At 61.6% G+C, this 16668-nt stretch carries 17 protein-coding genes; 7 read left to right on the top strand and 10 right to left on the bottom strand.

Going from position 1 to position 16668, the window contains the following annotated elements:
• The first annotated feature begins 31 nt into the window (after positions 1 to 31).
• Positions 32 to 634, top strand: a complete 603-nt coding sequence (locus tag IDM28_RS17550; RefSeq protein WP_101321839.1) for a peroxiredoxin — start codon at positions 32 to 34, stop codon at positions 632 to 634.
• 85 nt (positions 635 to 719) lie between these two features.
• Here the strand turns inward: IDM28_RS17550 and rnt are convergent, their stop codons facing one another.
• Positions 720 to 1322, bottom strand: coding sequence for a ribonuclease T (gene rnt, locus IDM28_RS17545; RefSeq protein ID WP_189691781.1), 603 nt, complete (start codon positions 1320 to 1322; stop codon positions 720 to 722).
• 56 nt (positions 1323 to 1378) lie between these two features.
• Positions 1379 to 2425 (bottom strand): dihydroorotase, encoded by a 1047-nt coding sequence (gene pyrC / locus IDM28_RS17540; RefSeq protein WP_101321837.1) that lies wholly within the window; start codon positions 2423 to 2425, stop codon positions 1379 to 1381.
• 130 nt (positions 2426 to 2555) lie between these two features.
• Here pyrC and IDM28_RS17535 point away from each other — a divergent pair, with 130 nt between their 5' ends.
• Together IDM28_RS17535 and IDM28_RS17530 are read left to right on the top strand one after the other, a co-directional pair.
• The gene (locus IDM28_RS17535; RefSeq protein ID WP_188036562.1) at positions 2556 to 3491 is read left to right on the top strand and encodes a flagellar protein MotY; all 936 of its coding nucleotides are present in this window, start codon (positions 2556 to 2558) and stop codon (positions 3489 to 3491) included.
• Positions 3492 to 3628: 137 nt separating this feature from the next.
• The gene (locus tag IDM28_RS17530; protein ID WP_101321835.1) at positions 3629 to 4846 is read left to right on the top strand and encodes an argininosuccinate synthase; all 1218 of its coding nucleotides are present in this window, start codon (positions 3629 to 3631) and stop codon (positions 4844 to 4846) included.
• 31 nt (positions 4847 to 4877) lie between these two features.
• On the opposite strand, the gene IDM28_RS17525 is transcribed toward IDM28_RS17530, so the two are convergent.
• Positions 4878 to 5360 carry a hypothetical protein gene (locus IDM28_RS17525; protein ID WP_150572233.1) on the bottom strand — a complete coding sequence of 161 codons (483 nt, stop codon included), beginning with the start codon at positions 5358 to 5360 and terminating at the stop codon, positions 4878 to 4880.
• Between the two features lie 369 nt (positions 5361 to 5729).
• Here IDM28_RS17525 and IDM28_RS17520 point away from each other — a divergent pair, with 369 nt between their 5' ends.
• Entirely contained in the window at positions 5730 to 6356 is a 627-nt protein-coding gene (locus IDM28_RS17520) for a response regulator transcription factor (protein ID WP_101321833.1), read from the top strand.
• Between the two features lie 36 nt (positions 6357 to 6392).
• Here the strand turns inward: IDM28_RS17520 and IDM28_RS17515 are convergent, their stop codons facing one another.
• The 3 genes from IDM28_RS17515 to metG all read right to left on the bottom strand — a co-directional run bounded on the left by IDM28_RS17515 (position 6393) and on the right by metG (position 9455).
• Positions 6393 to 6572 (bottom strand): PA3496 family putative envelope integrity protein, encoded by a 180-nt coding sequence (locus tag IDM28_RS17515; RefSeq protein ID WP_101321832.1) that lies wholly within the window; start codon positions 6570 to 6572, stop codon positions 6393 to 6395.
• 104 nt (positions 6573 to 6676) lie between these two features.
• Positions 6677 to 7315: an endonuclease III gene (gene nth / locus IDM28_RS17510; RefSeq protein WP_103438356.1), complete on the bottom strand. Its 639-nt coding sequence runs from the start codon at positions 7313 to 7315 to the stop codon at positions 6677 to 6679.
• 97 nt (positions 7316 to 7412) lie between these two features.
• Positions 7413 to 9455 (bottom strand): methionine--tRNA ligase, encoded by a 2043-nt coding sequence (metG, locus tag IDM28_RS17505; RefSeq protein WP_188036561.1) that lies wholly within the window; start codon positions 9453 to 9455, stop codon positions 7413 to 7415.
• Between the two features lie 158 nt (positions 9456 to 9613).
• Between metG and apbC the strand changes: the two genes are divergently transcribed.
• On the top strand, positions 9614 to 10708 hold the full coding sequence (apbC, locus tag IDM28_RS17500) for an iron-sulfur cluster carrier protein ApbC (RefSeq protein WP_101321829.1): 1095 nt from the start codon (positions 9614 to 9616) through the stop codon (positions 10706 to 10708).
• Positions 10709 to 10816: 108 nt separating this feature from the next.
• Here apbC and IDM28_RS17495 read toward each other — a convergent pair whose 3' ends face one another.
• Entirely contained in the window at positions 10817 to 11026 is a 210-nt protein-coding gene (locus IDM28_RS17495; RefSeq protein ID WP_101321828.1) for a cold-shock protein, read from the bottom strand.
• A gap of 325 nt (positions 11027 to 11351) precedes the next feature.
• On the opposite strand from IDM28_RS17495, the gene dcd reads away from it, so the two are divergent.
• Both dcd and IDM28_RS17485 read left to right on the top strand, forming a co-directional pair.
• Positions 11352 to 11918, top strand: a complete 567-nt coding sequence (gene dcd / locus IDM28_RS17490; protein WP_101321827.1) for a dCTP deaminase — start codon at positions 11352 to 11354, stop codon at positions 11916 to 11918.
• A 97-nt stretch (positions 11919 to 12015) separates the two neighbouring features.
• Positions 12016 to 12246, top strand: coding sequence for a hypothetical protein (locus IDM28_RS17485; protein WP_101321826.1), 231 nt, complete (start codon positions 12016 to 12018; stop codon positions 12244 to 12246).
• Here IDM28_RS17485 and pdeM read toward each other — a convergent pair whose 3' ends face one another.
• The 3 genes from pdeM to IDM28_RS17470 form a co-directional block, all read right to left on the bottom strand.
• The gene (gene pdeM, locus IDM28_RS17480) at positions 12247 to 12903 is read right to left on the bottom strand and encodes a ligase-associated DNA damage response endonuclease PdeM (protein WP_188036560.1); all 657 of its coding nucleotides are present in this window, start codon (positions 12901 to 12903) and stop codon (positions 12247 to 12249) included.
• 26 nt (positions 12904 to 12929) lie between these two features.
• On the bottom strand, positions 12930 to 15407 hold the full coding sequence (locus IDM28_RS17475; RefSeq protein ID WP_188036559.1) for a ligase-associated DNA damage response DEXH box helicase: 2478 nt from the start codon (positions 15405 to 15407) through the stop codon (positions 12930 to 12932).
• Between the two features lie 61 nt (positions 15408 to 15468).
• Entirely contained in the window at positions 15469 to 16584 is a 1116-nt protein-coding gene (locus tag IDM28_RS17470) for a succinylglutamate desuccinylase/aspartoacylase family protein (protein ID WP_188036558.1), read from the bottom strand.
• Positions 16585 to 16668: the final 84 nt, after the last annotated feature.

The raw sequence follows: 16668 nt of genomic DNA, 5'->3' as shown, positions 1-16668 counted from the left end.
AACGTTTTTTCACCTTCATCAGGAGATAACGATGAGCGTACTCGTTGGTAAACAAGCCCCCGACTTCACCGTTCCAGCTGTGCTGGGCAACGGCGAAATCGTCGACAGCTTCAACCTCGCTTCGGCGATCAAGGGCAAGTACGGCCTGGTATTCTTCTACCCGCTGGACTTCACCTTCGTCTGCCCGTCCGAGCTGATCGCGTTGGACAACCGCATTCCGGACTTCGCTGCGCGCAACGTCGAAGTGATCGGCGTGTCGATCGACTCGCACTTCACTCACAACGCCTGGCGTAACACTCCGGTCAACAACGGCGGCATCGGCCAGGTCAAGTACACCCTGGCGGCTGACATCACCCACGAAATCTGCAAGGCCTACGACGTTGAGTCCGAAGGCGGCGTAGCCTTCCGTGGCGCCTTCCTGATCGACCTGAACGGCGTTGTCCGCTCGCAGATCATCAACGACCTGCCGCTGGGCCGTAACATGGATGAGCTGCTGCGTCTGGTTGACGCTCTGCAATTCCACGAAGAGCACGGCGAAGTCTGCCCTGCCAACTGGAAAAAAGGCGACAAGGGCATGAACGCTTCGCCAGAAGGCGTTGCTGCCTACCTGAGCGAGAATGCCGGCAAGCTGTAATCGCCACGCATAAAAAACCGGCCCTGGTGGCCGGTTTTTTTATATCCGCTGCGCGTCTCGGGACGCAGCAGCGGCAAGCTGATCATCAATCGCGCCAGCCGCCCAGATCCTTCCAGCGGTTGACGATGCCGCAGAACAGCTCGGCAGTCTTCTCGGTGTCATAACGCGCCGAATGCGCCTCACGGCCGTCGAAATCGATGTCGGCGCTCTGGCATGCTCGCGCCAGTACGGTCTGCCCGTAGGCGAGCCCGGCCAGGGTAGCAGTGTCGAAGCTGGAGAACGGGTGGAACGGATTGCGCTTGAGGTCATTGCGCGCAACCGCAGCATTGAGGAAGCCCAGGTCAAAGCTGCTGTTGTGGCCGACCAGGATCGCCCGCTTGCAGCCGTTGGACTTGAGCGACTTGCGAACGCTGCGGAAGATTTCGGTCAGCGCGCTCTCTTCACTCACTGCCATGCGCAGTGGGTGGTCAAGCTTGATCCCGGTGAACTCCAGTGCCGCCGCCTCGATGTTGGCGCCTTCAAACGGCTCGACGCGGAAGAAGTGCGTGTGCTCAGGGAACAGGAAACCCTTCTCGTCCATGCCGATGGTGACCGCAGCGATCTCCAGCAGGGCATCGGTAGCGCTGTTGAAGCCACCGGTCTCGACATCGATAACAACCGGCAGGTAACCGCGGAAGCGCTCGGCCATCGGGTGGCGTGGGCCACCGCTGGAAGCTTCCTGGTCGTCTTCGTACAGATCTTCGCTCACGCGTTTTCCTCCAGCAGGCGCCAGCGCAGTTTTTCACCGGCGCGCAGCGGAATCACAAGGTTGTCGCCAAACGGCAGGCTGCTTGGCGCAGTCCATTCTTCACGGACCAGGGTAATCCGGTCGGTGTTTGCCGGCAGGCCATAGAACGCTGGGCCATGCAGGCTGGCAAAACCTTCCAGCTTGTCCAGCGCGTTGCGCTGCTCGAACGCTTCGGCGTACATCTCGATCGCCGCATACGCGGTGTAGCAACCGGCGCAGCCGCAGGCGGCTTCCTTGGCGTGCTGGGCGTGGGGCGCCGAGTCGGTGCCAAGGAAGAACTTGCGATTGCCGCTGGTAGCCGCGTCCAGCAGCGCCACCTGGTGGGTGTTGCGCTTGAGGATCGGCAGGCAATAGAAGTGCGGGCGAATACCGCCGACCAGCATGTGATTGCGGTTGTACAGCAAGTGCTGAGCGGTGATGGTCGCACCGACATTGGCCGGTGCTTCACTGACAAACTGCGCGGCATCGGCCGTGGTGATGTGTTCGAACACCACCTTGAGCGTCGGGAAGCGGTCGACCAGACGGCGCATGTGCTCGTCGATAAAGCGTTTTTCGCGGTCGAACACATCGACATCGGCATGCGTCACTTCACCGTGCACCAGCAGCGGCATGCCGGTTTCGGCAAGGGCTTCGATGGCCGGGAAGATCTTGTCGATGCTGGTCACGCCGGAATCGGAGTTGGTCGTGGCGCCAGCCGGGTACAGCTTGGCGGCGTAGACAAAACCACTGGCCTTGGCCGCGCGGATGTCATCGGCACTGGTACGGTCGGTAAGGTACAGCACCATCAGCGGCTCGAAGCGGCTGCCAACTGGGCGCGCGGCAAGGATCCGCTCGCGGTAGGCACCCGCTTCGGCGGCATCGCGCACCGGCGGAACCGTGTTGGGCATGACAATGGCGCGGGCGAAGGTACGCGCTACGTCGCCAACGGTGTGGGGCAGGACAGCACCATCGCGCAGATGGATATGCCAGTCATCGGGACGCAGGAGGGTCAGGCGGTCGGACATTGGGGATTCCAGGCGGGTCGAACTCAAGTGCGAATGCTACCGGAAAACCCTTGGTCGAGCACGGCTATCAAGTTTTCCGGCGCGCGACCGATAGCCTGCAGGTAAGCCGTCAGAATTTGTGGAGCCGCCCGTGCGCCAGCGTTACCTAGCCCTGTTCACCTTGTTTGCCAGCCTGCCGGCAGGCGCATTGACCTTCCAGACCCGGATGGAGAACATCGCCTGGACGGTCGAAGGCGATCAGTTCGAATGCCGCCTGGTCCAGCCGATAGACAGCTTTGGCAGTGGCGAGTTCGTGCGTCGCGCAGGCGAGCAACCAACCTTCCGCCTGCGCTCGGACACCAACCTGCTCGGCGCCGGCTCTGCCACCTTGCTCGCCGCCGCTGCGCCATGGCAGCCGGGGCGCAGTGATGTCAGTCTCGGTGCCGTACGTCTGGCCCGCAGTGGGGTGTTGTTCACGTCCTCGCAAGGCCAGGCCAGTCGCTTGATCAACGGCCTGATGGATGGGCGCAGCACGGTCGTGCGCAACCATGCCGGCGAGGGTGGACGAGCAATGGAAGTGCGAGTGTTGCCCGTCAGCTTTGCCAAGGCGTTCAACGACTATCAGCTGTGCGCGAGCAAGCTGTTGCCGATGAACTACGACCAGATTCGCCAGACGCAGGTCGCCTTCCCGCGTGGGGTTGAACTGGACAGCAATGGCCGGGCTCGGCTGGACGTGATTCTCGATTACCTGAAGGCCGATCCGACGGTCAATCACATCGAACTCAACGGTCATTCCGACAACGGCGGCAATCGTCTGGCCAATCGCGAGGACTCGCGGCGCCGGGCGCTGGCGGTTGCCGAGTACCTGGTAGCACATGGTGTGCCTGAAACGCAGATCATCGTGCGCTTCCATGGCGAGCGCTACCCGCTGGCGAAGAACAACAGCGCGGCCAATCGGGCGCGTAACCGTCGCGTCAACATCGAACTGGATCGCGTCACGCCAGTGGCCAAACCGGCGGAAAGCGCGCTCGAGCCTTCCCCGGCTGGCGCTCCTGTGGCCCCTGCGCCTGCGGCCAAGCAACTGTAAACAGCCAGATCCGCGACCGTTGGTCGCTGTATCGAAAGTTCTTGTCGCTTTGTCGTCAGAAGCTGTCGCCCCACTGTAAATTTGCCCGCGAGGTCGGTAGAATCGACGGCTTTCCGTAAACCCCGTGGAGTGATGGCATGGCGGACGTAAATAAGGTCGTACTGGCGTATTCCGGCGGCCTTGATACTTCGGTGATTCTCAAGTGGCTGCAGGACACCTACAACTGCGAAGTGGTGACCTTCACCGCTGACCTCGGCCAGGGCGAAGAGGTCGAACCGGCCCGCGCCAAGGCTCAGGCGATGGGCGTGAAAGAAATCTACATCGATGACCTGCGCGAAGAATTCGTGCGTGACTTCGTGTTCCCGATGTTCCGCGCCAACACCGTCTACGAAGGCGAGTACCTGCTGGGTACTTCCATCGCGCGTCCGCTGATCGCCAAACGTCTGATCGAGATCGCCAACGAAACTGGCGCTGACGCCATTTCCCACGGTGCGACCGGCAAGGGCAACGACCAGGTTCGTTTCGAGCTCGGCGCCTACGCGCTCAAGCCTGGCGTCAAGGTCATTGCACCATGGCGCGAGTGGGACCTGCTGTCCCGCGAGAAGCTGATGGATTACGCCGAGAAGCACGGCATCCCGATCGAGCGCCACGGCAAGAAGAAGTCGCCTTACTCGATGGACGCCAACCTGCTGCACATCTCCTATGAAGGCGGCGTGCTGGAAGACACCTGGACCGAGCACGAAGAAGACATGTGGAAGTGGAGCGTCTCCCCGGAGAACGCCCCTGACCAGGCGACCTACCTCGAGCTGACCTTCCGCAATGGCGACATCGTTGCCATCGACGGCGTCGACAAGTCGCCAGCTACCGTGCTGGCCGACCTCAACCGCATCGGCGGCGCCAACGGCATCGGCCGTCTGGACATCGTCGAGAACCGTTACGTCGGCATGAAGTCGCGTGGCTGCTACGAGACCCCTGGCGGCACCATCATGCTGCGCGCTCACCGCGCCATCGAGTCGATCACCCTCGACCGTGAAGTGGCTCACCTGAAAGACGAGCTGATGCCCAAGTACGCCAGCCTGATCTACACCGGCTACTGGTGGAGCCCGGAGCGGATCATGCTGCAGCAGATGATCGACGCTTCGCAGGTCAACGTGAACGGCGTAGTGCGCTTGAAGCTGTACAAAGGCAACGTCACCGTAGTCGGGCGCAAATCCGACGATTCGTTGTTCGATGCCAACATCGCTACCTTCGAGGAAGATGGCGGTGCGTACAATCAGGCTGACGCGGCTGGCTTCATCAAGCTCAACGCACTGCGTATGAGGATCGCCGCTAACAAAGGTCGTTCGCTGCTGTGATCGACTGCCAGTTGGCGTGATCAACCCCGGCCTAGCGCCGGGGTTTTTTTTGCCCGCCTGCGACCTCGAACAGCACTGACTGAGGGGTGTCGGCGAGCGCCTCGACAGCCAGATAGATCTGCTTGTGCGCGTCCAGGTTGTACAGCGTCCAGCTGCGCGCGCTCGGCTCTGGGTCGGCCAGCGTGCGGTGGATATGCTGTTCTATCAGAACACCTGCGTCCGGACCGGAAAACGCAATGGTCGCCGAGGCCTGCCCATGCATTCGCTCCGCTTCGATTGTCGGCTGCTGCTGCGCCGCTTCATGTGCAGCGGGCTGGTAAAGGGTCTGGTGATTGAAGTTCAGGGTCAGAAAGAACAGTACCGTGAGAAAAAATGGAAAGCCGACCAGAAACCATGTGTAGATCATCTGGCTGGCCTCGCTCAGGAACGGCAGCGAGGCCAACGCCGATGCCTCGACGATGCCTGCAAAAATTGCTATGAGCGTCAAAGGACTCAGACTTTTTTCATTTTTCATGTTGGCAGCCCCCGTCGATATAGCTCCTGTTTACCCGTCGCAGCGTGCGCCGAAAAGGTAGCCGAGTTCCTCGCTTGGTTAGAGTGCCGCCGCGTCATCAGAGCATTGATGTCGAGTCCTGCGTTGTGGGCTGATTGATCCTGCATGCGTCAGCGATGATGCTGGCTTGAAGAGCGCTCGTGTCGCCAGGCTGCCGTCTGGAATAGAGGGCAGGGGGCATGATTTCCTAAGATGCCTGTTTGTAGGAAATTTCCTTGATTAATGTAGGTTTCATCTCTGCGTGTCCTACGGGCCCCACCCCCCGCGCTATTTGCCGTTGCGCTCGGTTATGGTGGCGGCTGGATAAAAAAATAAATCAATGGATGTCGCATGAATAAAGTGCTTATCGTGGATGATCACCCGGTCATTCGCCTTGCTGTGCGCATGCTGATGGAGCGGCATGGTTATGACGTTGTGGCAGAAACCGACAACGGCGTAGATGCGCTGCAGCTGACCCGGGACTACCTGCCAGATATCGTGGTCCTGGACATCGGTATACCCAAGCTCGATGGGCTTGAGGTGATTGGCCGCATCGGCCTCGCCAGCCCCAGCAGCAAGGTACTGGTGTTGACGTCGCAGGCGCCAGGGCATTTCTCCATGCGCTGCATGCAGGCCGGCGCGGCCGGCTATGTCTGCAAGCAGCAGGAACTGACCGAATTGCTCAGTGCAATCAAGGCGGTGCTCTCGGGCTACAGCTATTTCCCCAATCAAGCCCTGCACAAGGCTCGCAGCGCCATCAGTCGTGGGACCGAGACCGAAATGGTCGAGCGCCTTTCTGCGCGTGAGATGATGGTGCTGCAGCAATTGGCCAGGGGCAAGAGCAACAAGGATATCGCCGAAAGCATGTTCCTCAGCAACAAGACCGTCAGCACCTATAAAACCCGGCTGCTGCTCAAGCTCAATGCTCGCTCACTGGTCGATCTGATCGAGCTTGCCCAGCGTCATGGGCTGGCCTGAGCAGGCTTGGTGCCGGCCTGTTTACAGATCGTGGTTTTACAGGTCGTAGTCGTAATCGGCGAGTTGCCGCTGCAGGCGTCGCTCCTCCAGCAAGTTGTCAATGGTGCGACGCTTGTCCAGGTTGGTCTTGGCAACTTCTACCCGCGGCTCCGGCTCGTCATCGGTGCTCAGTACCAGATCGTCATCGATCACCAGGTCTTCTTTGTCAGTGCTCATGAGTTACTCCAAGCCAAGGGGCCATTGGCCGACCTTATAACGAGAATCTCTGGTCTGGTAAAAAAGATTTTTTCAATCAGGGAGGGGGTGTTCTGGATATCGGCTCAATCGTCCGAGGTTTTTAGTCGGTATTCGCACAAATCCTCGATACGGCAGCTGCCGCAGCGCGGCTTGCGCGCCTGGCATACGTAGCGGCCGTGGAGGATCAGCCAGTGATGAGCATCGAGCAGGTAATCCTTGGGAACGAAGCGCATCAGCTTTTTTTCCACTTCCAGCACGGTCTTGCCAGGGGCGATCCCGGTGCGGTTGCTGACGCGGAAAATATGCGTGTCGACGGCCATGGCGGGTTGCCTGAACGCCGTATTGAGCACCACGTTGGCGGTCTTGCGGCCCACGCCTGGCAGCGCCTCGAGTGCTTCGCGGTTGTCGGGGACTACGCTGCCATGCAGCTCAATCAGCAGCCTGCAGGTTTCGATGACGTTTTTCGCCTTGCTGTTGTACAAGCCGATGGTGCGGATGTAGGCGCTTAGCCCGTCGACGCCCAGGGCGTAGATCGCCTCGGGCGTATTTGCAACCGGATACAGGCGCGCCGTGGCCTTGTTGACGCCGACATCGGTGGCCTGGGCTGACAGGATCACCGCAATCAGCAATTCAAACGGTGTGGTGTAGGCGAGTTCGGTCTTGGGCTCTGGGTTGTCTTCGTGCAGCCGACGAAAGATCTCCAGGCGTTTGGCGGCATTCATGAAAGGCTAGGCTCTCGTTTGAGGCGGGGAGGCGATGGTCGCTGGCCACGTTGGCCAAAACAACGCCCCGGCACTTGGCCGGGGCGTTGTTGCTCGGTTACTTGATGCGCTGGCCTGGCTTGGCGCCGCTGTCAGGGCTGAGCAGGTAGATCTCTTCGCCGCCAGGGCCGGCTGCCATGACCATGCCCTCGGAGATGCCGAAGCGCATCTTGCGGGGCTTGAGGTTGGCCACCATCATGGTCAGGCGGCCTTCCAGCAACGACGGGTCAGGGTAGGCCGACTTGATCCCGGAGAACACGTTGCGACGCTCGTCGCCGATGTCCAGGGTCAGTTGCAGCAGCTTGTCGGCACCCGGTACTGCTTCGGCTTTGACGATCAGGGCCACGCGCAGGTCGACGGCGGCGAAGGTGTCGAATTCGATTTCCGCAGCCAGCGGATCCTTGCTCAGCTCGCCATTGCCAGCAGGGGCGCTGGGGGCCTGGGAGGCGAGCAGGTCCTCCTTGCTGGCGGCGATCATGGCTTCGACCTTGGCCGGTTCGATGCGGCTCATCAGTGGCTTGAACGCATTCAGCTGATGGTTTTCCAGGCGTGACTGGTGATCGTCCCAGCGCAGCGGGGCGACGTTGAGGAAGGCCTCGGCGTCTGCTGCCAGCACTGGCAATACCGGTTTGAGGAAGATCACCAGCTGGCGGAACAGGTTGATGCCTTGGGCGCAGATGGCCTGAACCTCGTCCTGCTTGCCTTCCTGTTTGGCCAGCGACCACGGCGCCTTGTCGGCAATCCAGGCGTTGGCGCGGTCGGCCAGGGCCATGATTTCGCGCATGGCGCGGGCAAAGTCGCGTGCCTCGTAGGCTTCGGCGATCGATGGCGCGGCGGCGGCAAAGGCTTCGGTCAGCTCAGGCGCGGCATCACCGCCGACCATCACACCGGCATTGCCTTTGTGGATGAAGCCTGCGCAACGGCTGGCAATGTTCACCACTTTGCCGACCAGGTCGGAGTTGACCTTCTGGATGAAGTCTTCCAGGTTCAGGTCGAGGTCATCGACGCCGCGGCCAAGTTTGGCGGCGTAGTAATAACGCAGGTATTCCGGCGCCAGGTGGTCGAGGTAAGTACGCGCCTTGATGAAGGTGCCACGCGACTTCGACATCTTCGCGCCGTTGACCGTCAGGTAGCCGTGCACGTTGATTGCGGTCGGCTTGCGCAGGCCTGCGCCTTCGAGCATGGCCGGCCAGAACAGGGCGTGGAAGTTGACGATGTCCTTGCCGATGAAGTGATACAGCTCGGTGGTCGAGTCGGCCTTCCAGTACGCATCGAAGTCCAGCTCCGGGCGGCGTGCGCAGAGGTTCTTGAAGCTGGCCATGTAGCCGATGGGCGCGTCCAGCCAGACATAGAAGTACTTGCCTGGCTCATCCGGGATTTCGAAGCCGAAATACGGTGCGTCGCGGGAGATGTCCCACTCCTGCAGACCGGAGTCGAGCCACTCGGCGAGTTTGTTGGCAACGGCGTCCTGCAGGGTGCCACTGCGGGTCCACTGCTGCAGCATGGCCTGGAAGTCAGGCAGCTTGAAGAAGAAGTGCTTGGAGTCCTTGAGTACTGGCGTGGCGCCAGAGATCGCTGACTTGGGGTTCTTCAGTTCGGTCGGGGCGTAGGTTGCGCCGCACTTCTCGCAGTTGTCGCCGTACTGATCTTCAGCCGCGCACTTGGGGCAGGTGCCCTTGATGAAGCGGTCGGCCAGGAACATGCCTTTTTCCGGGTCGAAGTACTGCGTGACCGAGCGGTTGGCGATGTGTCCGGCGTCGCGCAGGCGGGTGTAGATCATGCTCGACAGTTCGCGGTTTTCATCGCTGTGGGTCGAGTGGAAGTTGTCGAAGTCGACCAGGAATTCGGCAAAGTCACTGCTGTGCTCGGCCTGCACGTCGGCGATCAACTGCTCGGGGGTGATGCCTTCTTTTTCGGCACGCAGCATGATCGCCGAGCCGTGGGCGTCGTCGGCGCAGACATAAGTGCACTGGTTGCCGCGCAGCTTCTGGAAGCGAACCCACATGTCCGTCTGGATGTACTCGAGCATATGGCCAAGGTGAATGGAACCGTTGGCATAGGGCAGGGCGCTGGTGACGAGAATCTGACGTGGCTCGGACATGGTGGCTCGGCTATTACTCTGGCTAGACGGGATACAAAGTTGATCGGCCACTATAAAGCGACAGCGAATATATTTCACCCCATCGACGTACCTGCTGACGATTGACGGGTTAGCATAGGCGCCTGTCTCACCTTCAGATCTTGCCTATGGGAGCCTCCATGAGTGCCGTCACACGTGCCGATGTCGAAGCCGCGCTTCGCCAGTACACCGATCCCTACCTGAACCAGGACCCGGTCAGCGCCGGTTGCGTACGCGCGATCGACATCCAGGGTAGCCAGGTCAGCGTGCAGCTGCAGTTGGGCTACGCCGCCGGGCTGTTCAAGAATGGCTGGGCGCAGGTATTGCAGACCGCTGTCGAGAACATAGAGGGCGTAACTGCCGCCAACGTCTCGATCGATTGTGTGATCAGCGCACACAAGGCCCAGGCGCAAGTGCCCGGCATGGCCAACGTGAAGAACATCATCGCTGTTGCCTCGGGCAAAGGTGGCGTAGGCAAGTCGACCACTTCGGCCAACCTGGCCTTGGCGCTGGCGCGCGAAGGGGCGCGGGTGGGTATTCTCGATGCCGATATCTACGGCCCAAGCCAGGGCGTGATGTTCGGTATCGCCGAAGGTACTCGACCGCAGATTCGTGAGCAGAAGTGGTTTGTGCCGATCAAGGCGCACGGCGTCGAAGTGATGTCGATGGCATTTCTGACCGACGACAACACGCCGATGGTCTGGCGCGGGCCGATGGTCTCCGGCGCCCTGCTGCAACTGGTGACCCAGACGGCCTGGGATGATCTGGACTACCTGGTGATCGACATGCCGCCGGGCACTGGCGATATCCAGCTGACCCTGGCGCAGAAAGTCCCGGTGGCCGGTTCGGTGATCGTGACCACGCCGCAGGACCTGGCCCTGCTTGACGCGCGCAAGGGTGTGGAGATGTTCCGCAAGGTCAACATCCCGGTACTTGGCGTGGTGGAGAACATGGCCGTGCATATCTGCTCTAACTGTGGCCATGCCGAGCACCTGTTCGGTGAGGGCGGCGGTGCCAAGCTGGCCTCGCAATACGGTGTCGACTTGCTGGCGTCGCTGCCGCTGTCGATGCTGATTCGCGAGCAGGCTGACAGCGGCAAGCCGACTGCGATTGCCGAGCCGGAAAGTCAGATTGCCATGGTCTACCAGGAACTGGCGCGGCAGGTCGGTGCACGTATCGTGCTGCAGGAAGCAGCCGCTCCGGCCATGCCGAGCATCACCATCAGCGAAGACTGATATCTCGGCATCCCTGCGTAAGTGGGGATGCCGTTCGCGCTGGTCTGATAGCTAAATTGCAGGCATAAAAAAACCCGCCGAAGCGGGTTTTTTTGAAGCCAGCTGGAATTAACCCAGTTGAACTTCTTCAGCCTGCATACCTTTCTGGCCGCGGGTAGCGACGAAAGTTACGGCTTGGCCTTCTTTCAAAGTCTTGAAGCCGTCAGCTTGGATGGCTTTGAAGTGCACGAACAGGTCGTCACCCGATTGAGGGGTGATGAAGCCGTAGCCTTTTTCATCGTTGAACCACTTGACGGTACCGTTTTGACGGTTGGACATGTGTCTGTCTCCTTGGACAAAGTAATTATCGGCGCAGGAAATGCCCTGGCCGGACTGAGTGCAAAGAGTCGGAAAATTCAGCGATGGGCAGATTGGGATCGTGCATCTAACTAGAGTTCTCGGTGTCACGTGCAGCACAGTGACGTCACCATACCCCACTTTCTTCAGCCTGCCAATGGTCAAACGCGGCTTTGCTCAAAATCGGATCGGCGGCGGCTGCAAGCCCCGTCCGGCGTGGGATACGGCCGGGGAACTTTAACCCGGAGGCCGGGACCGGTAAGATGCGCTTCTCGTTTTTTACCTTGCAGCCTTCAGGACACCCGCCATGAGCATCAAATCAGACAAGTGGATTCGCCGCATGGCGCAGGAACACGGCATGATCGAACCCTTCGTCGAGCGCCAGGTGCGCGGTGACGAAGCCAGCCGGGTGATTTCCTTCGGCGTTTCCAGCTACGGCTACGACGTGCGCTGCGCAGACGAATTCAAGGTCTTCACCAACATCAATTCGGCCACGGTCGACCCGAAAAACTTCGACGCCGGCAGCTTTGTCGACGTCAAAAGCGACGTCTGCATCATCCCGCCGAACTCGTTCGCCCTGGCGCGCACCGTCGAGTACTTCCGCATCCCGCGCAACGTCCTGACCATCTGCCTGGGCAAAAGCACCTACGCGCGCTGCGGCATCATCGTCAACGTCACGCCGCTCGAGCCAGAGTGGGAAGGCCACGTGACCCTGGAGTTCTCCAACACCACCACCTTGCCGGCAAAGATTTACGCCAACGAAGGCGTGGCGCAGATGCTGTTCCTCGAGTCCGATGAAGAGTGCGAAGTCTCTTATAAAGACCGTGGCGGCAAGTACCAGGGCCAGCGTGGGGTCACCCTGCCGCGGACCTGAGCCGACGAGCGCGGGGAATTAGTTGCCCGCAAGGCACTCCAACGGGGTAACAGTTGCGGCGTGCATGACGTACGCCGGCCCCCGTGAGGAGCTGCCTATGAAACTCCATACCACTGTCAGTGCCCAGCTGGCTCATCTCCAGCCTAACCAGATCGGCCTGCTGGCCTGGTCGCTGTTGGCGCAGCCACCACTGCCTGTGCAGGCAGGAGGAGTGCCCGGCCAGCCGGACCCGGACAGCCCGCAGCCGCCTCAGCCGGGTGAGCATCAACCGACCGAGCCGGGTGTACCGACCTTGCCGGACGACATACCGCCTACTCCTGTTGCGTAATTAACGCTGCACTGCCCAGACCCGCTCAGCCCCTGCCAGAAACACGCGGGTGGCTGCGTCGGGTTCGACCGTCCAGCCCCCGGTGAATTCGCCGAATGCGGGCAACAGGCAGACCTCCTTGTTGATTAGAAAGCACGGCAAGCGCAACCGCTGCCGGGCTCTGCCGCGCAGTACGTAAACCGGATGTACGTGCCCTGCCAGCACCGTGTGCGGAGGGTTTGCCGTGGGCTCGTGCTGCAGGGCAAACGGGCCGTATAGCCACGGTTCTTCCTTGATCTCGATGTTCAGTTCCGTCGGTGGGTCGCCGGCATGGCGGTCATGGTTGCCGCGCACCAGAATCATCTGCACCTGAGCATGCCGCTTGCGCCAGGCCTTGAGCTTGGCGATGATCGCCGGCGCCTGAGCGTGGCGGGCGTGCAAGAAATCGCCGAGTACAATCAATTGCTCGCAAGCGTGCTCGGTAAGCAACGCATCAAGGCGGGCGAGGGTGGCATCGGTGGTGCCGCGCGGCACTGGCTGATTCAATGCGCGATAGCTTGCCGCCTTGCCGATGTGCACATCAGCGACCAACAAGGCCCGCCGCGCTGGCCAATACATGGCCTTGTCCGGCAGCAGCCAGAGCGTTTCGCCGCAGTGTTCGATTTCCAGGTGCTGCATAGAAGTCCTTGTATTCAGGGCGAGGCTCAGCTCCCGCGCCGGGTTCGCCCCTTGGGTGCGTCGGCGACTTTTTCCAGATCAGCCACCATCCGTGCAATCCGGTCGGCCAGTTTTTCTGTGCTCAGGGTCTCGCGCATGCCTTCTACCAACAGCGCGAAAGCCAATGGTCCGGGGCGACGCAGGTCGTGCAGATCCAGACGCAGCGTACTCAATTTGAGCAACTGCCGATGCAGCCGCTCGATTTCCAGTTCTTCGCGCAGCACCTCATCCCGCGCTTGGCCGAGCAACAGATTGTCGGCGTCGTGCTTGCGAAATACCTCGTAGAACAATCCGCTGGAGGCCTGAATCTGTCGAGTGCTCTTCTGCGCGGCCGGGTAGCCGCCGAAGACCAGCCCGGAAATCTGCGCGATTTCGCGAAAGCGCCGCAGCGCCATTTCGCCCGCATTTAAGCTGGCCAGTGCATCTTCGAGCAGATCATCCGTGCTCAACGCCCGCGGCAGATACGTGGCCCAGTCGACCGTGCTGGGGCTGACCAGCTCGAAGCCGTAATCATTGACCGCAATCGACACCGACAATGGCTGCACCCGGCTCACGCGCCACGCTATCAGATTGGCCAGGCCCAGGTTGGCCATGCGTCCGGCGAATGGGTACAGAAACAGATGCGAGCCTTGTCTTGAAGTGAATGTCTCGGCCAGCAGGGTGTGCTGGGTGGGCAGCGCCGACCAAGTCGCCTGCAACTCCAGCAGAGGTCGCACGGCGCGCATTTCCGGGCCGTCGAAGTGGTCATGGGCTGCGGCATCCAGGCGCTCCACCAAGGCGTCCGCCAGTTCGCTCGACAGCGGCATACGGCCGCCATTCCAGCGGGCAATCGCCGCCTTGCGAGCGGTACTGCGGCGTACATAGGCGGTCATGTTCTCGACCCGCACCAGCTCCAGCACGCGGCCGGCAAACACCAGCGTATCGCCGGGTTTGAGGCGCGCGATAAATGATTCTTCGACGCTGCCCAGCTGTTTGCCGCCGCCGCCCTTGCTCCAGTATTTGAGCTGAATACTGGCATCGCTGACGATGGTGCCGATGCCCATCCGATGGCGCCGCGCCAGGCGCTCGTTGGCCACACGCCAGATGCCGTCGGCGTGGGCTTCGACGCGCTGGTAGTCAGGGTAGGCCGTCAGCGAGCTGCCGCCATGGCAGACAAAATCCAGTGCCCATTGCCATTGGCTGTCGCGCAGTTCGCGAAAGGCCCAGGTGCTGCGCACTTCCTCGAGCAGTTCTGCCGGGCGAAAGCCGCTGCCCAGCGCCATGCTGACCAGATGCTGCACCAGCACATCCATGCTCAGCCGCGGCGACTGGCGTGCCTCGATCTGGCCGGCGGCCAAGGCATGGCGAGCAGCGGCGGCCTCGACCAGCTCGAGGCTGTGGGTCGGCACCAGGGTGATCCGCGAGGCGCGCCCGGGCGCATGCCCGGATCGACCCGCACGCTGCATCAAACGCGCGATACCCTTGGCCGAGCCAATCTGCAGTACCCGCTCTACTGGCAGAAAATCCACCCCGAGGTCCAGGCTTGACGTGCAGATCACTGCCTTGAGCGAGCCTTGCTTGAGACTGCGCTCTACCCAGTCGCGGGTCTGCCGAGCCAACGAGGCATGGTGCAGGGCGATCAAGCCGGCCCAGTCAGGGCGGTGCTCGAGAAGTGCCTGATACCACAGCTCGGCTTGCGCGCGGGTATTGGTGAAGACCAGGCAGCTTTCACTGGCGTCGATTTCGGCACTGACCTGCTTGAGCATTTTCAGGCCCATGTGGCCGGCCCAAGGGAAGCGCTCGATTGCCTCCGGCAATAACGTGTCGACGACAAAACGTTTGTCCTGACGCCCTTTGACCAGTGAGCCACCGGCGGGCAACAGCACATCGCGGGCGTGCTCAAGATTGCCCAAGGTCGCCGACAGCCCCCACACCACCATCCCGGGATGCCAGCGGCGCAAGCGCGCCAACGCCAACTGGAGCTGCACGCCACGCTTGTTGCCAAGCAACTCGTGCCATTCGTCGACCACCACCATGCGCAGCTGCGCAAAGTCTTCATTGGCCTGGGCGCGGGTCAGCAACAGGGTCAGGCTTTCTGGAGTGGTCACCAGCGTGCTGGGCAGTCGCCGGGCTTGGCGGGCGCGCTCGGCAGAGCTGGTATCACCACTGCGCACGCCGACGTTCCAGTTCAGTTCCAGGTCATCCAGCGGTGCCTGCAGGGCACGTGCTGTATCCGCTGCCAGCGCACGCATCGGCGTGATCCACAGCACCTGCAGCGGCGCCGGCTTACCGCTCGGGTTGGCCGTGCGCGCATAGGCGCGCAGGGCGGCCAGCCATACCGCGTAGGTTTTGCCAGAGCCGGTGCTGGCATGCACCAGTCCCGACTCGCCACGCTCGACGGCGGCCCAGACCTGGCGCTGAAAGGCGAAGGGTTTGAATCCACGCGTGGCAAACCAGGCGTTGGCAAGGTCGGTCGTGGCGGGCATGCGTGGATCCGTCAAAGGCTGTGCTTCTACAGACCGCCGTGCGTGCCGATTGGTTTACCTGTTAGTTGCCCAACAGGTAACCACTGCGGCAAATCTGCTCGCCCGCGACATGGGCGACGACCATGCCGCTGGTTGCCATGCGCCGAACGCTACGGGCATACAGCAGCCCGGCCTGTTGATTGCGCAGCGAACTGACCTGATCGGTGAGTGGGTCGATCACCTCGGCAATCAGTTGCCCGGCTTGCAGGTATTGGCCGGGTTTTGCGTGGAATACCAGCAGCCCGCCCTGGGGGGTGCTGACGGGTTCCACTGCGGCCAGTGGCGTGGCCGGATGGAGCAGCGCCGGTAATTCGGCCGGTTGCCCTTCGATAACGCCCGCGTGGGTCAGAAAGTCGATGATCGCCTGGCAGTCCTTGGCCGCCAGCGCGTGACAGACGTCGGCTTGCCCGCGCAGCTCCAGCGTGACCGAAATGCCACCGTCGGGGATCGGGTAGCGCTTGCCGAAGCGCTGCTGCAATTGCCACCAGACCAGACTGAAGCACTCATCGAACGACTGCCCGCCCGAGTCGGTCGCGAGCAGGCTGGCTTGCGCCCCGAGGTAGCGCGCCAGCGGCTCGACCCGCGGCCAGGCCTGCGGCGTGGTGTACAGGTGTTCGACTGCTTCGAAGTCGCAGTGCAGGTCGAGGACCATGTCGGCATCGCACGCCAGTCTTTGCAGGCACAAGCGCTGGGACTGCAGCGCGGTACGTACCGGGTGCGCGTCCAGGCCCCGGCGCAGGTGCTCGCGGATCAGCTCAAGGTTGTGGTGCGGGTCCTGCGTCAATTGCCCTTCGAGCTGGTCGCCGATGGTGTCCGAAAGGTCGACGAAGTTGCGGTTGAAGTTCTCCCCGCTGTGCAGCTCGAAGCGGCCCATGGGTGCATCCAGCAGCACTTGCTCGATGCCCAATGGGTTGGCCACTGGCACCAGCAGGACCTGCTGACGCAACAGGCCTTGCTGTTCCAGTTCGAGCAGGCGCTGCTTGAGGTGCCAGGCGACCAGCATGCCCGGCAGTTCGTCGGCGTGCAACGAGGCCTGTATGTAGACTTTGCCGGCGCCGGCTGGGCCGAACTGGAAGCTGTGCAGGTGCCGGCTGATGCCGGGCGCGGGGCTGAGCAAGCTGTGGGTCGAGTGGTGCATGGGGGTCCTGGGCGCTGGTTGATGATCGGGCTGCGACTGAAGATAGAAGCACAAACTTCGGCGTTGCGCATGCGCGCAGGCAGA

This window comes from Pseudomonas sp. EZ-C24 (assembly GCF_014525325.1).
GTDB lineage: Bacteria > Pseudomonadota > Gammaproteobacteria > Pseudomonadales > Pseudomonadaceae > Aquipseudomonas > Aquipseudomonas shirazensis.
This window is presented reverse-complemented; position numbering and strand designations above follow the sequence as displayed.